The sequence below is a fragment of the Stenotrophomonas sp. SMYL41 genome, assembly GCF_036319965.1.
In the GTDB taxonomy this organism is placed as follows: domain Bacteria; phylum Pseudomonadota; class Gammaproteobacteria; order Xanthomonadales; family Xanthomonadaceae; genus Stenotrophomonas; species Stenotrophomonas maltophilia_R.
The window spans coordinates 186,325-203,737 of sequence record NZ_JAWIRX010000009.1; the positions used below are offsets into that span (position 1 = coordinate 186,325).

General features: G+C 68.3%; 18 protein-coding genes. 4 read left to right on the forward strand and 14 right to left on the reverse strand.

Annotated elements, in window-relative coordinates; genetic code table 11:
- Positions 1 to 27 precede the first annotated feature (27 nt).
- From V3B30_RS12820 to V3B30_RS12840, 5 genes are all read right to left on the reverse strand, one after another.
- Entirely contained in the window at positions 28 to 1,053 is a 1,026-nt protein-coding gene (locus V3B30_RS12820; protein WP_100475012.1) for an NAD(P)H-dependent glycerol-3-phosphate dehydrogenase, read from the reverse strand.
- 20 nt (positions 1,054 to 1,073) lie between these two features.
- The gene (gene secB / locus V3B30_RS12825) at positions 1,074 to 1,592 is read right to left on the reverse strand and encodes a protein-export chaperone SecB (RefSeq protein WP_005407596.1); all 519 of its coding nucleotides are present in this window, start codon (positions 1,590 to 1,592) and stop codon (positions 1,074 to 1,076) included.
- A gap of 100 nt (positions 1,593 to 1,692) precedes the next feature.
- Positions 1,693 to 2,130, reverse strand: coding sequence for a rhodanese-like domain-containing protein (locus tag V3B30_RS12830; protein WP_049416566.1), 438 nt, complete (start codon positions 2,128 to 2,130; stop codon positions 1,693 to 1,695).
- A 57-nt stretch (positions 2,131 to 2,187) separates the two neighbouring features.
- Positions 2,188 to 2,613 carry a hypothetical protein gene (locus V3B30_RS12835; RefSeq protein ID WP_100475013.1) on the reverse strand — a complete coding sequence of 142 codons (426 nt, stop codon included), beginning with the start codon at positions 2,611 to 2,613 and terminating at the stop codon, positions 2,188 to 2,190.
- A gap of 32 nt (positions 2,614 to 2,645) precedes the next feature.
- Positions 2,646 to 3,113 (reverse strand): YiiD C-terminal domain-containing protein, encoded by a 468-nt coding sequence (locus tag V3B30_RS12840; RefSeq protein WP_005407593.1) that lies wholly within the window; start codon positions 3,111 to 3,113, stop codon positions 2,646 to 2,648.
- Between the two features lie 35 nt (positions 3,114 to 3,148).
- Here V3B30_RS12840 and V3B30_RS12845 point away from each other — a divergent pair, with 35 nt between their 5' ends.
- From V3B30_RS12845 to V3B30_RS12855, 3 genes are all read left to right on the forward strand, one after another.
- The gene (locus V3B30_RS12845; protein ID WP_262084053.1) at positions 3,149 to 3,958 is read left to right on the forward strand and encodes a uroporphyrinogen-III synthase; all 810 of its coding nucleotides are present in this window, start codon (positions 3,149 to 3,151) and stop codon (positions 3,956 to 3,958) included.
- A 103-nt stretch (positions 3,959 to 4,061) separates the two neighbouring features.
- Positions 4,062 to 5,039: a uroporphyrinogen-III C-methyltransferase gene (locus tag V3B30_RS12850; RefSeq protein ID WP_100475015.1), complete on the forward strand. Its 978-nt coding sequence runs from the start codon at positions 4,062 to 4,064 to the stop codon at positions 5,037 to 5,039.
- 6 nt (positions 5,040 to 5,045) lie between these two features.
- Entirely contained in the window at positions 5,046 to 6,341 is a 1,296-nt protein-coding gene (locus V3B30_RS12855) for a heme biosynthesis HemY N-terminal domain-containing protein (protein WP_262084054.1), read from the forward strand.
- Between the two features lie 117 nt (positions 6,342 to 6,458).
- Here V3B30_RS12855 and V3B30_RS12860 read toward each other — a convergent pair whose 3' ends face one another.
- The gene (locus V3B30_RS12860) at positions 6,459 to 7,754 is read right to left on the reverse strand and encodes an acetyl-CoA C-acetyltransferase (RefSeq protein ID WP_029550824.1); all 1,296 of its coding nucleotides are present in this window, start codon (positions 7,752 to 7,754) and stop codon (positions 6,459 to 6,461) included.
- 93 nt (positions 7,755 to 7,847) lie between these two features.
- Between V3B30_RS12860 and V3B30_RS12865 the strand changes: the two genes are divergently transcribed.
- Positions 7,848 to 8,735 carry a hypothetical protein gene (locus V3B30_RS12865; RefSeq protein WP_262084055.1) on the forward strand — a complete coding sequence of 296 codons (888 nt, stop codon included), beginning with the start codon at positions 7,848 to 7,850 and terminating at the stop codon, positions 8,733 to 8,735.
- Between the two features lie 141 nt (positions 8,736 to 8,876).
- Here V3B30_RS12865 and V3B30_RS12870 read toward each other — a convergent pair whose 3' ends face one another.
- The 8 genes from V3B30_RS12870 to V3B30_RS12905 all read right to left on the reverse strand — a co-directional run bounded on the left by V3B30_RS12870 (position 8,877) and on the right by V3B30_RS12905 (position 17,347).
- Complete coding sequence (locus V3B30_RS12870; RefSeq protein ID WP_262084056.1) at positions 8,877 to 9,494, reverse strand: superoxide dismutase family protein; 618 nt, start codon at positions 9,492 to 9,494, stop codon at positions 8,877 to 8,879.
- A gap of 32 nt (positions 9,495 to 9,526) precedes the next feature.
- Positions 9,527 to 10,096: a superoxide dismutase family protein gene (locus V3B30_RS12875; protein WP_087921124.1), complete on the reverse strand. Its 570-nt coding sequence runs from the start codon at positions 10,094 to 10,096 to the stop codon at positions 9,527 to 9,529.
- Positions 10,097 to 10,189: 93 nt separating this feature from the next.
- On the reverse strand, positions 10,190 to 11,638 hold the full coding sequence (ntrC, locus tag V3B30_RS12880) for a nitrogen regulation protein NR(I) (protein ID WP_262084058.1): 1,449 nt from the start codon (positions 11,636 to 11,638) through the stop codon (positions 10,190 to 10,192).
- Entirely contained in the window at positions 11,631 to 12,692 is a 1,062-nt protein-coding gene (locus tag V3B30_RS12885; protein WP_100475020.1) for an ATP-binding protein, read from the reverse strand. Before V3B30_RS12885 ends, ntrC begins: the two co-directional genes overlap by 8 nt.
- A gap of 115 nt (positions 12,693 to 12,807) precedes the next feature.
- Positions 12,808 to 14,853 carry a TonB-dependent receptor gene (locus V3B30_RS12890; protein ID WP_262084060.1) on the reverse strand — a complete coding sequence of 682 codons (2,046 nt, stop codon included), beginning with the start codon at positions 14,851 to 14,853 and terminating at the stop codon, positions 12,808 to 12,810.
- A 107-nt stretch (positions 14,854 to 14,960) separates the two neighbouring features.
- Positions 14,961 to 15,275: a hypothetical protein gene (locus V3B30_RS12895; RefSeq protein WP_021204073.1), complete on the reverse strand. Its 315-nt coding sequence runs from the start codon at positions 15,273 to 15,275 to the stop codon at positions 14,961 to 14,963.
- A 109-nt stretch (positions 15,276 to 15,384) separates the two neighbouring features.
- Positions 15,385 to 16,545, reverse strand: a complete 1,161-nt coding sequence (locus V3B30_RS12900; RefSeq protein ID WP_262084061.1) for an MltA domain-containing protein — start codon at positions 16,543 to 16,545, stop codon at positions 15,385 to 15,387.
- A 55-nt stretch (positions 16,546 to 16,600) separates the two neighbouring features.
- Positions 16,601 to 17,347, reverse strand: coding sequence for an N-acetylmuramoyl-L-alanine amidase (locus V3B30_RS12905; protein ID WP_087924112.1), 747 nt, complete (start codon positions 17,345 to 17,347; stop codon positions 16,601 to 16,603).
- Positions 17,348 to 17,413 lie beyond the last annotated feature (66 nt).

The following is a 17,413-nucleotide window of genomic DNA, read 5'->3' on the forward strand; positions in this document are numbered from 1 at the left end:
CCCGGCGCTGGGCCGGGGTTTTTCGATTCACTTGAACAGCGTGTCCGGGTATTCCGGCTTCTGTTCCCGCGCCAGCAGCGCGCGCAGGCCTTCTTCCGGGGTCTGCTCGCCGTGCAGCACGGCACGCACGCGGTCGGAGATCGGCAGGTCGATGCCATGGCGGCGCGCCTGTCGCATCACTTCGTCGGCGGTCTGCACCGATTCGACCACCTGGCCGATTTCGCGCACGGCATCCTGCAGCGTCTGGCCGCGCCCCAGGGCCAGGCCCAGGCGGCGGTTGCGCGACAGGTCGCCGGTGCAGGTCAGCACCAGATCGCCCAGGCCAGCGAGGCCCATCAGCGTTTCCGGCTTGGCCCCGATGGCAGCGGCCAGGCGCAGCATCTCGTTGAGGCCACGGGTGATCAGGCCGGCACGAGCGTTGAGGCCCAGCTGCATGCCGTCGGCCACACCGGTAGCCACGGCCAGCACGTTCTTCATCGCGCCGCCCAGCTCGGCACCGACCATGTCGTCGCCGGTGTAGGCACGGAACGCCGGGCCATGCATCGCCTCGGCCACCGTCTGCGCGAACTCGGGCACGTCGCCATGCACGGTAATCGCGGTCGGCAGGCCCTGGGTCACTTCCTTGGCGAACGACGGCCCGGTGACGACGGCCAGCGGCACGTCCTCGCCCAGCACTTCGCGCGCCACTTCATGCAGGAAGCGGCCCGAACCGGGTTCGAAGCCCTTGGTGGCCCAGGCCACGCCGGCACCGGCCGGACGCAGCGGCGCCAGCGCACGCACGGTTTCACCGAACGCGTGCGAGGGGGTGACCACCAGGATCCAGGCGGCGCCCTCCACCGCCGACGCCAGGTCGGTAGTGGCACGCAGGCTGTCCGGCAGCGGGATGCCCGGCAGGTAGCGCGGGTTCTCGTGGCGCTGGTCGATGGCCTCGACCACGGCAGCGTCGCGCCCCCACAGCACGGTCGTGTGACCGTGCCGTGCGAGCAGGCTGGCCAGTGCGGTTCCCCAGGAACCGGCGCCCAGCACGGCGATCTTGTCAGCGGTAGTGCTCATCCGTGACGTCGCGGCAGGAATCAGGCGTTGCCAGCCGGCTCGGAGTCAGCCAGCGACGGTGCGTCGCCCTGCTCCTGGCGCTGGCGCAGGGTTTCTGCGTACAGGCCTTCGAAGTTGATCGGCTGCAGGAAGAACGGCGGGAAGCCGCCGGCCTGGATCAGGTCGCTGATCAGCTGGCGCACGTACGGGAACAGGATGTTCGGGCACTGGGTGCCAAGCAGCACGTCGATCGACTGCGGGTCCAGGCCGACCAGGCCGAACACGCCGGCCTGCTTCACTTCGGCCACGTAGGCGGTGCGCTCACCGGCCTGGCAGGTCAGGGTCACGGCCAGCACGACTTCGAAGGCGTTCTCGCCCAGGCGCTGCACCTGCTGGTTCAGGTTCAGCTGCAGCTCCGGCTGCACCTGGTCGTTGAAGATGGTCGGGGCGTTCGGCGACTCGAAGGAAACGTCCTTGACGTAGATCTTCTCGACGGTGAAAGCGGGGCCGGTGGCGGCATCGACCGGCGCAGCGGCGCCGTTGGTGATCTCTTCGGACATTTCCAGTAACTCCAGGTGAATGCAATGAAAACGATGGTCGAACTACTGCGATGGGGGCGGGATAAGGCCCATACAAGGCCGGATCCGCCACCTGCGACAATCAGTTGCGGCCCTTGACCAGCGGCAGTTCGGCCTGCTGCCAGGCGGGAATGCCGCCGTCGAGCACGTAAACCTTCTCGAAGCCGGCCTTCTTCAGCGCCTTGGCGGCGGTTTCCGAGGCGTTGCCGCTGCGGCACACCAGCACCACCGGCGACTGCTTGGCATTGGCCACCAGCTTGTTTTCCGGGCCGAAGGCACTGGCCTGGGCATTGCGGCTGCCGGCAATGTGGCCCTTCTCGAAGTCACCGCTGGCCGACAGGTCGACCACCACCGTGCCGCCCGCGTTGATCAGCTGGGTCAGTTCGGCGGGCTTGATGCCCTTGAAGCCCCGGAACAGGCGGCGGATCTCGGTGACGATGATGGCCACGGTCAGGCCGACCAGGGCCGCGGACAGCATCGGGTTTCGGCCTGCAAAGGCCAGCAACTCTTCGTAATTCACTCAGGTCACGGGTCGATTAAGCGGGCGCCGATTGTCGCACAAGCCGGACGCGGCCCGTCACTGCCCCTTCCACAGGTCCGGCAGGCCCGCGGTCTGCCACCAGCGCTTGGCGTCCGGGTCCCAGCGCCAACGCTCGACCACGACCACGGTGCGCTCGGCCTGGGTGTTCTGGTTGATCACCCCGATTTCGACCCGGCGCTCGACCAGGCCACCGTCCAGCGAGGCACTGCTGCGCTCGCGGTAGGACGACACGCGCAGCTGGGCGTAACGGTTGAGCTCGAACTCGGTGGGCGGCTTTTCCTTGCGCAGCTTGGGGTCGAGGTAACCGATGGCATCGTCCATGCTGCCCCAGCGGATGGTGGCGCCATAGGCGACCTGGGTCTCTTCCAGCAGCTTGCGCTGCTTGCGGCTCAGGTCGTCGGCTGAAGCGACGGCGCTGACCAGCAGCAGGGAGTACATCAGGAACTGGATGAGGCGGCGCATCGGTGGTTTCCCCAGGACGTCAGCCTGCCATCCTACCCTTTGGCGAAGGCAACAAAGCGACCGCTGAACTCGGCGGCCGGCTTGCCATCGGCACCGGGCTGGGTGGCGATGATGCTGATGCGGGCCTTGCGGCGCTGGCGGAAGGTGTTCAGGAAGGCGTCCCAGCCGGTGGCTTCGGCCGCTTCGGCGTGGGCGTGCAGGTCTTCGTAGACCGGCGCCAGGTAGCGGAGGTTGCTGTCGGCCACGTAGACCTCGGCATCGTGGCCGGCCAGCCGCAGGCGCAGGCTGACCAGGGCCCAGCCGGACAGGGTCAGCACCGAGGCCAGGCTGCCGCCGAAGGCATTGCCCTTGTCGTTGACGTTGGCGGCCAGCGGCGCGGTGATGCGCAGCACGCCATCGGCATAGCCGTCGAGCTGGATCTGCATGGCGCGCACCGCCGGCATGCAGTCCAGCACGTCCTGCAGGGCGGCCAACGAGGAAGTCAGGGCATCAACGGACATCGGAGCAGCGACCACGACAACGAAGGGCCCGCATAATGCAGGCAATGGTCGACCATACGATACCCACTGGCGCCACCCGTTCCGGCGTGCGCTGGACCCTGATCTCGCTGCGCCCGCAGGGCCAGCATGCGGCGCTGCGCCGCGCCGTTGCTGGGCTGGGCGGGGATGTACTGGCCCTGTCACCCTGGCGGTTGCAACGCCTGCACGGCACGCCCGTGATGCGCCAGCTGCAACGCGCGCTGAACTGCGACCGGGTGGTGTTCACCAGCCCGGCCGCCGTTGCCGCAGCCGCGTCCCTGCTGCCGCTGGCCGAGGCACAGCGCAACCCGTGGCTGACCGTGGGCGAAGGCACCGCGCGCGCACTGCAGGCACACGGCATCACCGAGGTGCATGCACCGCAACGGATGGACAGTGAAGGTCTGCTGGCGCTGCCGGTGCTGGCCGACGTGCAGGGCCTGCGCATCGGCCTGGTGACCGCGCCCGGCGGTCGTGGCCTGATTGCCGCGCAGCTGCAGGCGGCGGGCGCCACGATCGAGCGCGCCGACGTGTACCAGCGTCGCCTGCTGCGCCTGCCCCCCCGTGCGCTGGCTCGATTGGCGCATTCACCGTATCCCTGGATGCTGGCGGTGAGCAGTGGCGAAGCGCTGCAGCACTTCTGGCAGCAGCTCCCGCCGGCACTGCAGCAACGCCTGGGGGCGCACGCGACCGCCGTGGTGGCCAGTGATCGCCTCGGCGAACAGGCGCGGGCATTGGGCCTGCAGCACGTCATGCGCGCGGCCGGCCCCACCGCTGCGCAGCTGGTGGCGGCCGCACACACCACGCTCACCGGCCCGGCAGCGACCTGAACAGGGACGTGGGTCACGCTTGCCGCTGTCGTCGGCAACAGTGATGCTGTGCACAACGCGGCCTGCCGGCCCCAACCGGCGACGTTGCCGACAAGGAAGCCCGATGAACGACACTCCGCCCGTTTCCCCGCCCCGTCGACCCGTGCGCTGGCTGCTGCCGTTGGCCGGGGTGGTCGTGCTTGGCGTGGGGGGCTATGCCGGCTGGTACGTCTGGCAACAGCAACAAAGTGAACAGGCAGCGCAGGCACAGACCACTGCCGTGCAGCTGCAGGGCCTGGAGGCCACGCTGGATGCACTGCGCCGTGACCAGCGCGCGAGCAGCCAGCGCCTGCAGGACGCAGCCGCCACCAACCGCGTGCTGCGCGACGAGATGCTGGGCCTTTCCCAGCGCAGTGCGTTGCTGGAAGAGAACCTGGCCAAGCTGGCCGACAGCGCCAACCAAGGACGCCAGGCGGTACAGCGCGATGAGGCCGAACTGCTGCTGACCCAGGCCGCGCAGCGCCTGAACTACGCCGACGATGTGGAAGGCGCACGCCGGTTGTACGCCCAGGCCGCGACGGCGCTGGCCCAACTGCCCGACAGTGACGGCCTGAACCTGCGCCAGGCGCTGGTGCAGGAGCGCGAGGCACTGGATGCGCTCGGCGGCGGCCCGCGCGTGCAGTCGCTGCAGCGCCTGGATGCGGTGGCCAGGGCGCTGCAGGGCCTGCCGTCGCAGATCACCGGCACGACCGGCAGCAACCCCGCCAAGCCCTGGTGGCAGGCCACGCTGGCGCCGTTCGTGGACATCACCCCGAGCCGCCAGAACGGCCCGTTGACCGCTGCCGAACAGCGCACTGCCGACGACGCGCTGCAGCTAGAACTGACATTGGCGCGTGCTGCGATCGAGCGCGGCGACCGCGCGGGCCGCAATACGGCATTGGATCGCGTGGAGCACTGGGCGCAACGGCGCTGGCCGGATTCACCAGCCCTGCGCGCGCAACGTGCTGAACTGAAGGCCTTGCGCGAACTGCCGCTGCAGGCCAGCGACGCTGTTCTTGGCAGCACCCTGCAACAACTGCGCACCCAGACCGACCGGAGGTAAGCCCGCATGAAACCCCTGCAATCACTGGTCGTGCTGTTGCTGGCCGTGGCCATCGGCGTGGTGGCCGCACAATGGCTCGGCGCCGATGACCTGAACCGCTTCGGCGAAGTGACCCTGCGCTACGGTGGCTACGACTACCACAGCAACCTGCCGAAGGTGGCGCTGCTGTCGGTGATCGCGGTGCTGGTGCTGTGGCTGCTGTGGAGCCTGATTGCCGCACCGTTCCGTGCCTGGGGCCGCTACCGCCGCAAGCAGGGCCGGGTGCGCCTGATCGATGGCCTGCAGGCCTATGAGCATGGCCAGTGGCAGCGTGCCGAGAAGCTGCTGGACGGCGCCGCCAAGGACCCGGAAGTGAGCGCGGTGGCATTGGCCAATGCCGTGCGCAGTGCGCAGGCACGTGCCGATGGCCCCGCTGGCGAGGCGCTGCTGCAGCGCCTGGGTGAAAGCGATGCCACCCTGCAGGCGCTGCTGCGCGCCGAACAGCTGCTGGCGCGCGATCTGCCCGTGGATGCGATCAATGCCCTGGACGTAGCGGCAATCCAGCCGCTGCCGCCGCGCGGCCTGTGGCTGCGCACCGAAGCGTTGGCACAGGCCGGCCGCGCCCACGAGGCGTATGGCCAGCTGGGCGCACTGCGCCAGAGCAAGGTGCTTCCGGCCGACGCGAACAGCGAACTGGAAGCCCGCCTGGCTGCACAGGCGCTGCTGGAAGCGGCCGACGTCAACGCGCTGGCCGCGCAGTGGGAAGCCACGCCGAAGGCGCTGCGGCCGACCCCTGACGTGGTGGGCGCCTATGCCAGCCGCGCGGTGGCCCTGAACTGGGATGAGCCGGCGCTGCTGGCGCTGGAACAGGCGCTGGACCAGCGCTGGGACGATGAACTGGTGGCGCTGTATGGCCGCCTGCCGGCCGAGCGCCTGGCCACGCGCCAGAGCAATCTGGCACGCTGGCGCAACGTGCATGACGACTCGGCCGCGCTGCGCCTGGCACAGGGCCGCGTCGCCCTGGCCCAGCAGCAGTGGGATGCTGCCGATGCGTTCCTGCACGAGGCCATCGCCGCGGGCGCAGGTGCCCCGGCATGGGAGGCGCTGGGTGAGCTGTTCGCACAGCGTGGCGAGCACGCGCTGGCCGCGCAGTGCCTGGCCAATGCGCTGCGCCTGCAGCGGGGCGAGGACAGCGTGGAACTGGTGCGCGGCACCGAGACTCCGCTGCGTGCCACGGTGGAGGAACAGCCGATCGCGGTGCAGCCGCCGGTGTATGACGCCAACGAGGAGCGCGACGAATTCGGTAATCCGCGGTTGCCATAAGCATCGCTGAGGTGTGCCGACCAACGGTCGGCACCCACCGGAAAAAAAACGGCACCCACCGGACAAAAAAAGACGCCGCCCGATGGGCGGCGTTTTTTTGTTGTTCGATGGAGGCAATCAGCGCTCGACGATCGCCACTACGCCCATGCCGCCGGCGGTGCAGATCGACACCAGCGCGCGGCCACCGCCGCGCTCGGCCAGCTGCTTGGCCGCCGTGGCGATCACGCGTGCGCCCGTCGCCGCGAACGGGTGGCCGGTGGCCAGCGACGAACCCAGCAGGTTGATCTTGTCCGGGTCGATGCGACCCATCGGCGCATCCAGGCCCAGGCGGTTGCGGCAGTAATCCTCGCTCTCCCACGCGCGCAGGGTGCACAGCACCTGCGCGGCGAAGGCTTCGTGGATCTCGTAGATGTCGAAGTCCTGCAGGGTCAGGCCGTTGCGCTTGAGCATCTCCGGCACCGCCACGGTCGGCGCCATCAGCAGGCCTTCGCCATGCACGAAGTCCACCGCAGAGACATGCGCGTCGCGCAGGTAGGCCTGCGGCTCATGGCCGTGCGCACGCGCCCACTCTTCGCTGGCCAGCAGCACCGCAGCGGCGCCGTCGGTCAGCGGGGTGGAGTTGGCCGCAGTGAGCGTGCCACGGCCGGAGACCTTGTCGAAGGCCGGCTTCAGCGTGGCCAGCTTTTCCAGCGAGGTATCCGGACGCAGGATGTTGTCGCGCTCGACGCCACGGAACGGTGCGATCAGATCGTTGAAGAAACCGCGCTCATAGGCTGCGGCCAGCTTCTTGTGCGAGGACACCGCCCATTCGTCCTGCGAGTCGCGCGAGATGTTCCATTCCTTGGCCATGTCCTCGCAGTGGTCGCCCATGCTCTTGCCGGTGCGCGGCTCGGCCACGCCCGGGAACTCGGGCTTGAGCTCGGAGAACTTGAAGCCAGCGGTCAGCGCGCGGATCTTGTCGCCAGTGCTCTTGGCACGGTTGGCGGCCAGCAGGCGTGCACGCAGCTTCTTGCCGTAGACGATCGGCACGTCGGAGGTGGTGTCCGAACCGCCGCCGATGCCCGATTCGATCTGGCCCAGCGCGATCTTGTTGGCGACAGTGATGATGCTGTCCAGCGAGGTGCCGCAGGCGCGCTGCAGGGTGATGCCCGGGGTCAGCGGCGACAGGCCGGACGACAGCGTGGCTTCACGGCCCAGGTTCCAGTCGCTGGAGTGCTTGATCACCGCACCCATCGCCACTTCGCCCAGCTGCTGGCCATGCAGGCCGAAACGTTCGACCAGCGCGCCCAGCGTACGGACCGACATGCCGAGGTTGCCGACATCCGAATACGCGGTGTTCTGGCGGCAGAACGGGATGCGGACGCCACCGAGGATGGCGACGGGACGAGCGTTGGGCATGGAGATACCTGGCATGGATGAGGGTGTCTGCAACATGGCCTGCACGACGGAGCAGGCATAATGGAGCCAAGTGTAGCTGCCGCCCTGTGATGGGCCAACCGTGGAACCATGAGCAAACCCGACCCCGCGATGAATGCCCTTGGCGTGCTGGCCCTGGAACTGGCCGGCGGCGAAATCCCCCGCCAGGCGGTACTCAGCGCCGATCAGGCCGGTGAACTGGCCGAACGCGTCGGCCGTGACCTGGCCAAGCTGGTGCCGCAGGTGGCCGAGCTGGACCTGGTGTTCGCCGCCGCCCATTTCGACCCGGCCGAAGTACTGCGCCCGGGCTGGCCGATCCACCGCCGGCTGGAAGAGCTGCAGATGCGCGCACCGGGCCGCAACCAGGGACCGCGCCTGCTGGCCTTCGGTACTGACGCCAACGGTGATGTGCCGCTGCCGTTCCAGGCCGATGCCAGCCTGGTGGGTGGCGGCCTGCGCGTGGTGCCGTTCCTGTTGACCGGCAGCGACGTGGCCACCACCAATGCGGTGGCCAATGCGCTGGAAGAAACACTGCTGGCCAACGGCATGGCCCATGCCGACACCGCGTTGATGGCGCAGAACACCTTCGGTGCCCGCATCGAACACGCGCGCTATTTCACCGTGAATGATCTGGCCGCGATGATGTCGATGCAGTACGACAATCAAGGCCTGGCGGCGCTGTGGCCGCTGATCGAGACCGCGATCATGGCGCCGGGCGAGGACGAATGGCTCAACGCTGCGCCCGAGCCGCTGCTGCGCTATACGCACGGCGAGGCGCGCATGGCACTGTTCGACCCGGCCGGCTGGTGCGCCCACTACAACCACGGCAAGAACGACTGCGATCGCTTGAAGGGCATCTACGAGCAGTTCCTGATGCGCCAGCGGCAGATGGCGGCGGTGCTGGAAGCGCACGGCGTGCCGGTGCTGTTCGTGCACTGCGAGGCCGGCCAGGACGCGCGCGAGCTGCTGGCGCGCTGATCCGGGTGGCTTGTTCTTGTTGGTAATGCCGGCCACTGGCCGGCAACCTCCGGATCTGCGATTGCCGGCCAGCGGCCGGCACTACCGATCAAGAAAAACGCCGGCTTCTGCCGGCGTTTTCCGTTTCCAGCAAAAGCGCTCTTACTGCGCCTTCTGGATCACCGCACACGCCAGGCGCGCGCCGGCGTTGCCGGTCGGTTGGGTCTTGTAGTCATCCGCATCGGCGTGGACGATCAGGCCGCGGCCGATGATGTCGAAGTCATCACCCTTGCCGATGTTCACGTTGCTCGACACCGGGCCGTCGATGGTGGCCACACCCTTGTCGTCGGCCTTGATGTTGGGCATGTCGCCACCGTGGTGCGGATCGGCGGCCACGCTGCCGTGGTCCTGCTTGCCCGGATTGAAGTGGCCACCGGCGCTCATGCCGTCCGGCGCGCTGCAGTCGCCCTTCTCGTGGATGTGGAAGCCGTGCTCGCTGCCCGGCTTCAGGCCCGTGACCTGGCCGGTTACGTGGACCTTGCCATCGACCACCTTGAAGGTGACGCTGCCCTTGGTTTCGTTGCCCTGGGTCGGTGCCAGCTCGGCCGTTGCCGAAGCATCGGCAGCCGGTGCGGTGGCCGGTTCCGGCGTTGCCGCCGGTTCGGTGGTGGCGCCCTCGGCCGGCGGGGTTTCAGCCTGCGGCGCGGCCGGTTGCTGGTTGCAGGCCGCCAGGCCCAGCGCGGCGATGGCCGCGAACAGCGAAGTGTGGATCATACGCATTGGAATCTCTCCCTGGATGAAGCCTGCGGTGATCAGCGGACGACCCGGATCACGCCACAGGCGATGCGGACGCCGGCATTGCCGGCGGGCTGGCTGCGATAGTCGTCGGCGTTGGCATGCACGACCAGTGCACGTCCGGCGATATCGGTGGCGGCGCCTCCGCCAAGGGTAACGCCCTTGAGGTGGATATCGACGTTGGCGCGGCCCTGGGCGTCGGCACGCAGATTGTCCATGTCGCCCAGGTGGTGCTTGCCGGTACCGGCGCGGCCATGCGCAGCTCCACCGGGATTGAAGTGATTGCCGGCGCTGCTGGCATCCACCGCACTGCAGTCGCCGCGCTCGTGGATGTGGAAGCCGGCCAGCTGCATCGGCTGCAGGCCACCGATCAGGCCGGTGATGTGGATGCCACCGGGCTCCACCATCAGCGCGATGCGGCCACTGACGATGCTGGCCGAGGCCGGCGACAGATTGGCCTCGGCCTGCTTGGCGGCGCTGACCACGGTCGGCGGCGGCGGGGTGGGCTCGGCCTTCTTCGGCGCACTGCCACAGGCAGACAGCAGCACGGCGGCGGACAACGGCAGGATGGCAAAGGACAGGCGCATCGAAGACTCCTTGCAGGTGACACTAAGCATTGCATCGTCCATGAACGATCAACGGTTCGGCAAGCGGGCGCGAGGATCGCGTGCAGGGGCCGTTCAATGGCCCCCGCGGCGGCGCCCGGCGCCCAGCTTGCGGGTAAGGGTATTGCGGCCGAGGCCCAGGCGGGCAGCAGCTTCGGCGCGGCGGCCGTGGGTGATCTGCAGCGCGGCCTCCAGCAGGGCATGGTCGACCCGCTCGCGCACCTGCGCGTGCAACCCTTCCACCCCTTCACCCAGCTGCCGGCGTGCCCATTCCGACAGCATCGCCTCCCACTGCCCTGGATCGGCACTGTTGCTGCTGCCGCGGCGGCCCCGCGCGCGGTTCAGCGCGGTATCGACATCGGCCACGCCGATGGTGTCCGCGGCGGCCAGCGCGGCCATCCGCCAGCACACGTTCTCCAGTTCACGCACGTTGCCTGGCCAATCATGCTCGCGCAGCGCCTGCAGGGCGGCGGCGGTCAATCGCTTCGGCGGCGTATCCAGCTTGCGTGCAGCGGCGGCCAGGAAGGTACTGGCCAGTTGCGCGATGTCCTCGCGGCGTTCGCGCAACGGCGGCAGCTGCAGGCGCACCACGTCCAGGCGGTGCAGCAGATCGGCGCGGAACTTTCCCAGTGCAACCAGGCCTTCCAGATCCTGGTGGGTGGCGGCGACCACGCGCACATCGACGCGGATCAGCTCGCGGCCACCGACGCGGAAGAACTCGCCCTGTGCCAGCACACGCAGCAGGCGGGTCTGCAACGGCAACGGCATGTCGCCGATTTCATCCAGGAACAGCGTGCCACCGTCGGCCTGCTCGAAGCGACCGATGTGGCGGCGCTGCGCACCGGTGAAGGCGCCGGCTTCGTGGCCGAACAACTCGCTTTCCAGCAGCTCGGCCGGAATCGCGGCGGTATTGAGCGCGACGAACGGCCCCTGCGCTCGCGGTGATTCACGATGCAGCGCGTTGGCCACCAGTTCCTTGCCGGTGCCGGTCTCGCCGGTGATCAGCACCGCCAGCGGCGCCTGCGCCAGGCGACCGATGGCGCGGAACAGCGCGCGCATCGGCGGGGCATCGCCCACCAGCTGCGGCGGTTGATCGCCGTGCGTTTCCGCCGCCGGCGTGGGCGCTGCCAGTGCCGGTGCCACTGCCGGCAGCACGCGCTGCGCCAGCGCCACCGCATCGTCCAGGTCGAACGGTTTGGACAGGAATTCATGCGCGCCACCGCGGAACGCGCCCGCGGTGCTGGCTACGTCGGTATAGGCCGACATCACCACCACCGGCAGTTGCGGCAGTGCGGCCTTGAGCTTGTCCAGCAGCACCAGGCCGTCATCGCCCGGCATGCGCACATCGGTGAACAGCAGCGCCGGTGGCGGGCCCTCGCTCAAGGCCTGCAGGGCGGGCGCGGCGCTGTCGAAATCGACGACCTGGTAGCCCGCTTCGCGCAGCGCGGTACACAGCACGAAGCGTACGGCTCGATCGTCATCGACCACCCAGATGCGCTGTGGGGACGAAGAAGACTCAGACATTGCGCGTGGCCTCCTCGGACGGGGCGGTACCGTTGATGATCGGCAGCAGCAGGGTGAACACGGTATGGCCCGGGCGCGAGCGGTAGGTCAGCGTGCCGCGATGCTCGCGTGCCACCTGCTGGGCCAGCGCCAGGCCCAGCCCAGTGCCTTCGGCGCGGCCACTGACCAGCGGCAGGAACAGGTGCTCGGCCAGTTCCTCGGGAACGCCACGGCCGTCGTCGGCGATTTCCAGGCGCAACGCCAGCGTGTGCAGCTGTTCGGCAATGCGCACGCCATGTTCCACGCGAGTGCGCAGGGTGATGCTGCCGGCACCGGCCTGGATCGCATTGCGCACCAGGTTCCACACCGCCTGGGTGAGGCGGTCGGCGTCACCGTGGAATTCGGGAATGCTGGGGTCGTAGTCGCGCTGCAGGCGTACCGCCCAGCCGGCCTCGTTCTCGGCCAGGCGCAGCACGCGCTCCAGCGCGGCATGGATGTTCAGTTCGGCATGCGGTGCGGCCGGGGCCGGCGACAGCAACTGGTCGAGCAGGCCGTTGAGGCGTTCGATCTCCGAGCCGATCAGCTCGATCAGTTCGCGCTCGCTGGCATCGCGCTGGACGGCGCGGCGGGCCAGCAGCTGGGCGGCGCCCTTCAGCCCGGCCAGCGGATTGCGCAGCTCGTGGGCCAGCCCCTTCAGCGCCGCGCTAAGCGCGCTGGGCAGCGCCTGGGTCGGGTCCAGCCCGGGGAATTCATCGACCGGGTGCGCCTCCAGCAGCCAGCCACCATCGTCGCGGCGGCTCATCCAGCCCTCGGCGAAGCGCGGTGCCTCGCCGGGCACCGCCAGCGCCAACCGGTTCAGGCGCAGGCTGTCGCGCTCATCGCGGGCCAGGAAATGGGCCAGCGCCTCGCCCTGCACTTCCAGAGCGACCAGCGGCCGACCCAGCAGGCGCCGGGCGCTGACGCCCAGCCAGCGGGCAAAGGCCGGATTGCAACCGGCAATGCAGCCATCAGCCCCGGCCCAGGCCAGCGGCGTGCCCAGGGCATCGAGAGACGGCGAGGGTGTGGGGTCGGACATTGCACCAATGTAGTGCAAAACGCGGGGTTCGGGGTCGGATCCCTTTCCGCCAGGAAAGGGCTCTGACCCCTGCTGCAGGTCGAGCAAGCTCGACCACTACCAGATGCGTGGCCGGTCACAGCTTCATGTTGAGGCCGACGAACACGCTGCGCGCCGGGGCCGGAGAGAACATCGGGCGCGCGCTGTCCCAGAAGAAGCTGTCGTACCAGGCGTAGGCGTACTCGCGGCCGGTGACGTTCTTCAGTTGCAGGTCCACGCTGAAGCGCGGGGTGAGCTGGTAGGCCGCGCTGAGGTCGAGCACGGCGAAGCCACCGAACTTGCCGGCCACGTTGCGCTCCTCAAGGTAGTAATCGCCCTGTGCACGCGCCTGCAGGCCCAGCCGCAGCGCATCCGTGGCGCGGTAGTCCAGACCCAGGTTGCTGATATGGCGCGGCGTGGCGGCCACTTCGCGGCCCTGCAGGGAAATGCTGGCATCGCGGTCGTCGCGGGTGATCTTCGCTTCCTGGTAGGCGTGCGACGCCCATACCGTCCAGTCGTCGCCCAACTGCAGGCTCAACTGCGCATCCACGCCGCGCCGGCGGGTCTTGCCCAGGGTGACCGTAGTGCCGGTGGCCGGCATGTTGGACACCTCGTTTTCCGCATCCTGCTGCCACACCGCCAGGCGCGCCTGGCTGCCCGCGAACGGTTGGAACTTCAGGCCCAGCTCCATGCCGGTGTTGGTGGACGGCTGCATGGGCGCCTGCCCCGGGGTGAGGTAGGCCGGTGCGGTGGAGCCAGTCAGCACCTGGAAGGTGCGGCCCCAGTTCGCGTACACGTGGGTGGTCTGGCCCAGACTGTGGATGACGCTCAGCTTGGGCTGGCCGATGCTGCTGTAATCCTGCAGGCGGCCGCTGACGCCGTTCATCAGGTGCGTGCGGCCGCTGAAACGGTCCACGCGGTAGGCCGGCACGATCTTCCAGGCCTCGACGGGCTGGTAGACGGCCTGCACATAGGCGCCCCAGTTGTCGAAGCTGTGCCGATCATTGTTCTGCACCCGTGCCGGTGGCCGGCTGAAATCAGTGGGTTCGGCGTAGGCGTAGCGCTCGCGGATGTAGCCGTTGTCCTGCTGCTCGTAGTTCAGGCCGCCCTCGACAGTAAGCGCGGGGCTGGCCTGCCAGGTGAGCGTGCTGAGCAGGCCATGCTGCCGCTCGTCCCACACGCGGCGCTGGCGCGGGAGGTTGCCGGTGGGCAGGTTGCTGAAGGTCACGCGGCGATCGTCTTCGTAGCGGTTGTAGTACAGCCGCGTGCCAAAGGTGAGTGCGTCGGACAGTTTCATGTCCAGGTGCGCGGCAAGCTGGCGCATGTCGCGGTCATCACCGTCGTTGCCGTTGCGCAGCTCGCTGCTACGGCGGTGCGTACGCAGTTCATCGGCGGTCATGAAGCCCGGTTCGTCGGCCTGATGGTGGTAGGCGCGCGCGGTCAGGCCCACGCGCAGTCCTTCGTCAAGCGAGCCGAAGAACCACTTGCCACCCAGCGAGTACTTCTTCGAGGTGTCGTGGTCGCGGTAGCCATCGCTGGCCTGGGTGCCGACGAAATAATTCTGCGCGAAGCCATTGGCTTCGCGGCCAACCGCCAGCTGCGCATCACGGGTGTTGTAGCTGCCGTAGGCCAGGCGCGCATCGGTGTAGCTGCCACCCTGGCGCGTACCGAAGTTCACGTTGCCGCCGATGTTGTGCAGGCCATAGCGAGGGTCGTTGGTACCGCGCACCACTTCGATGTAGCTGATGTCCAGCGGGAACAGCATGTCGATGAAGCGCTGGTTGCCGCTGTTGACGTTGCTGGGGATGCCATCGATCAGCGTCTTGATGGCATTGAGGTAACCCTCGCCGTTGAAGGCGCGGAAGCTGACCTTGCCCGATTCGGCGCCCTGCCGGGTTTCGGTGAGCTGGATGCCGGGCATCTGCCCGAGCAGTTCCCAGCTGTGCGAGACGTTGCGGTTTTCGATCTGGTCTGCACCCAGGACGTCCACCGAGGTCAGCACCTGGTGCGCACTGAGCTGGCCTTCGCCGTGCTGGTGTACCTGCACCTTGCCGAGGGTGAGCGCGGCGTCGGCCGACTGCGCGAAAGCTTCAGGGGCGAACGGTGCGGCCGCGAGGGCGGCCACCAGGGTGGGAGTCTTCATGGGAAGGGGCGGTTACGGTGAAATGTAATCGTATAACATTTCACATGCCCACTTTTGCAGCGTTGAGCAAGGCTCGGCGCTACAAGGGCGGGTGCCGGGGGGGGGGATTACACCGGGTAACCGGTGGCTTCCCGTGCCTTCTTCCAGGCGGCTTCGAATTCACGCGCGGAGATTTCGTCGTCCTCGTCGAAATCCAGGAACGACACCGGCTGGTCGGCCAGCAGGAAGCGGTCATCGCTGTGGGCATGCTCGTCGGCCCAGACCATCCTGGTGCCGTAGATCTCCACTTGGCGCACGATCTTCTCGCCACGGGCTTCCATCAGCACGTTGCCCTTGCCCAGGCCCGATTCGGCCCAGTGCTTGTAGTACTTCTTTGCGGCGGATTTCGCGCCGGGTTTTGCGTTGTGCTTTGCGTAGGTCATTGCAGGGGTCCTGGCCGCAGGCGCGGCCGGAAAGTTCGGAATGGCGCCATTATCAGGCATCCGGGGGTCAGAACCCTTCCCTGCGGAAAGGGATCCGACCCCTGCCGGTTCAGTTCGGCAAGGCCACGCCCTTTGGCCACAGCATCCAGATATTGCCCTTCTGCTTCATGTCGCCAGCCAGCTTGCCGGCGGCATCGCCGCTGCCCCAGTACAGGTCGGCGCGCACTTCACCGGCGATGGCACCGCCGGTGTCCTGTGCGGCTACCGGGCGCACCACTGGGCTGCCGTCCGGGCGCGTGGTGGACAGCCACAGCAGGCTGCCCAGTGGCACCACGGTGCGATCCACCGCCACGCTGTAGCCGGCGGTGAGCGGCACGTTCAGTGAACCCCGTGGCCCTTCCGGGCTGTCAGGGTTGCGCACGAAGAACACGTAGCTGGGGTTGCTGCGCAGCAGTTCCGGTACGCGCGCGGGGTTGGCCCGTGCCCAGGCGCGGATCGCGTCCATGGTGACGTCTTCCTTCTTCAGCTGGCCCTGGTCGACCAGCCAGCGACCGATGGCGCGATACGGGTGGCCATTCTGCTCGGCATAGGCCAGCCGCACCTGCGTGCCGTCAGCGAGGCGTACCCGGCCCGACCCCTGGATCTGCAGCAGCTGCAGGTCCATCGGATCGGTCAGCCAGGCCAGCACCGGGGCTTTGGCGCCCTTGGCCGCGATGGTGCCGGCGTCGTCATAGGGCTTGAGCACCTTGCCGTCGAGGCGACCGCGCAGGCGCTTGCCCTTCAGTTCCGGGTAGACGCTGTCCAGCTGCACCACGATCAGATCATTCGGCGTGCCGTAAACCGGTACGGTGGCAGCGGCCGTGCGGGTGAGGCTGCCGGTGTAGATCGGCTCGTAGTAGCCGGTAATCAGCCCGTCGGCCTGATGGCCCCCAGCACGCAGCGCATAGACATCGAGGTCACGCTGCAGGAACTGGCGGATCGCGGCCGGGTCCTTGTCTGAAACCGCCGCGGCGGTGGTGCAGGATTTTGCCCAGACCGCATCGTTCTTCAGGCGGGTGCAGCTACTGCGCCAGGCAACGAAGCCGGCCCGCAGGTCGGCATCGGAGACCGCTGGCAGCGTTTTCCAGTCGACCTTGGCGTAGGTAGCGGCAGCCGGCTTGGCTGCAGCCGGCGCTTCGGGGCCAGTACCCGTGGTGGCGCAGCCGGCGAGCAGAACGATGGCAAGCAGTGCCCAGTGCTTGTGCGTGGAGAAGGAGGCGGATTCGGTCATGCCGCCATGGTGTCGTGCAGGTCGTCAGGCGGCAAGCCGCGACAATCAGAAGTGTTCAGGGCATCTGCAGCAGAAGTGAGTGCAGGATGCGGGCATCCTCGGCATCCAGCGTCTTCGGCAGGTCGTCGCGGCCACGGAAACGGCGGTGGAAGGCAGCGACGGTGGCGTCGCGGTTGTCCAGCGGATAGCCGAAGCGGGCCAGCGCATTCCACGCGTCGAAGCCTTCCGGCGCAGCCCCGTCGGCCGCGCGCGGCCAGACGCCGAAACCGGCCTCGGCCAGCTGTTGCCACGGGAAGAACCGGCTCGGGTCCTGCTTGCGCGTCGGCGCCAGGTCGGCGTGGCCGATCACCTGGCGCGGCGGAATGTTCAGGCGGGTGGTGAGATCGCGCAGCAGCACGATCAGCGATTCGATCTGCGCCGCACTGAACGGACTGCGGCCATCGTTGTCGAGCTCGATGCCGATCGAGGCCGAGTTGAGATCGGTGATGGTGCCCCAGCGCCCGGCGCCGGCGTGCCAGGCACGGCGCTCATCGGCGACCAGCTGGTAGCGATGGCCATCGGCACCGATCAGGTAGTGCGCACTGACCGGCCCACCGCTGTTGGCGGTGCGCAGCGTACGCAGGCTCTGCTGCACCGATTTCTGCTCGGTGTGGTGAATGACGATGATGACCGGCGTGCGCGCGTTCTGGTTGGGTGACGGCACCCAGGTGGCGAGCGGGTTGCGGGTTTCCTGCGGCGTGGAGGCGCAGGCGGCCAGCAGCAGGCAGGCCGAGAGCATCAGGGCGGTGCGGGTCGGGTGCATGGCCCGATTGTGCGCGATCAGGCGCGACGATGCATGCCGTTGTGCCGACCAACGGTCGGCACCCAC

Excerpts from the sequence above, each read along its gene's own strand:
- V3B30_RS12820 (WP_100475012.1), bottom strand. The coding sequence starts at position 1,053 with ATGAGCACTACCGCTGACAAGATCGCCGTGCTGGGCGCCGGTTCCTGG.
- secB (WP_005407596.1), bottom strand. The coding sequence starts at position 1,592 with ATGTCCGAAGAGATCACCAACGGCGCCGCTGCGCCGGTCGATGCCGCC.
- V3B30_RS12835 (WP_100475013.1), bottom strand. The coding sequence starts at position 2,613 with ATGCGCCGCCTCATCCAGTTCCTGATGTACTCCCTGCTGCTGGTCAGC.
- V3B30_RS12840 (WP_005407593.1), bottom strand. The coding sequence starts at position 3,113 with ATGTCCGTTGATGCCCTGACTTCCTCGTTGGCCGCCCTGCAGGACGTG.
- V3B30_RS12845 (WP_262084053.1), top strand. The coding sequence starts at position 3,149 with ATGCAGGCAATGGTCGACCATACGATACCCACTGGCGCCACCCGTTCC.
- V3B30_RS12850 (WP_100475015.1), top strand. The coding sequence starts at position 4,062 with ATGAACGACACTCCGCCCGTTTCCCCGCCCCGTCGACCCGTGCGCTGG.
- V3B30_RS12855 (WP_262084054.1), top strand. The coding sequence starts at position 5,046 with ATGAAACCCCTGCAATCACTGGTCGTGCTGTTGCTGGCCGTGGCCATC.
- V3B30_RS12860 (WP_029550824.1), bottom strand. The coding sequence starts at position 7,754 with ATGCCAGGTATCTCCATGCCCAACGCTCGTCCCGTCGCCATCCTCGGT.
- V3B30_RS12865 (WP_262084055.1), top strand. The coding sequence starts at position 7,848 with ATGAGCAAACCCGACCCCGCGATGAATGCCCTTGGCGTGCTGGCCCTG.
- V3B30_RS12870 (WP_262084056.1), bottom strand. The coding sequence starts at position 9,494 with ATGCGTATGATCCACACTTCGCTGTTCGCGGCCATCGCCGCGCTGGGC.
- V3B30_RS12875 (WP_087921124.1), bottom strand. The coding sequence starts at position 10,096 with ATGCGCCTGTCCTTTGCCATCCTGCCGTTGTCCGCCGCCGTGCTGCTG.
- ntrC (WP_262084058.1), bottom strand. The coding sequence starts at position 11,638 with ATGTCTGAGTCTTCTTCGTCCCCACAGCGCATCTGGGTGGTCGATGAC.
- V3B30_RS12885 (WP_100475020.1), bottom strand. The coding sequence starts at position 12,692 with ATGTCCGACCCCACACCCTCGCCGTCTCTCGATGCCCTGGGCACGCCG.
- V3B30_RS12890 (WP_262084060.1), bottom strand. The coding sequence starts at position 14,853 with ATGAAGACTCCCACCCTGGTGGCCGCCCTCGCGGCCGCACCGTTCGCC.
- V3B30_RS12895 (WP_021204073.1), bottom strand. The coding sequence starts at position 15,275 with ATGACCTACGCAAAGCACAACGCAAAACCCGGCGCGAAATCCGCCGCA.
- V3B30_RS12900 (WP_262084061.1), bottom strand. The coding sequence starts at position 16,545 with ATGACCGAATCCGCCTCCTTCTCCACGCACAAGCACTGGGCACTGCTT.
- V3B30_RS12905 (WP_087924112.1), bottom strand. The coding sequence starts at position 17,347 with ATGCACCCGACCCGCACCGCCCTGATGCTCTCGGCCTGCCTGCTGCTG.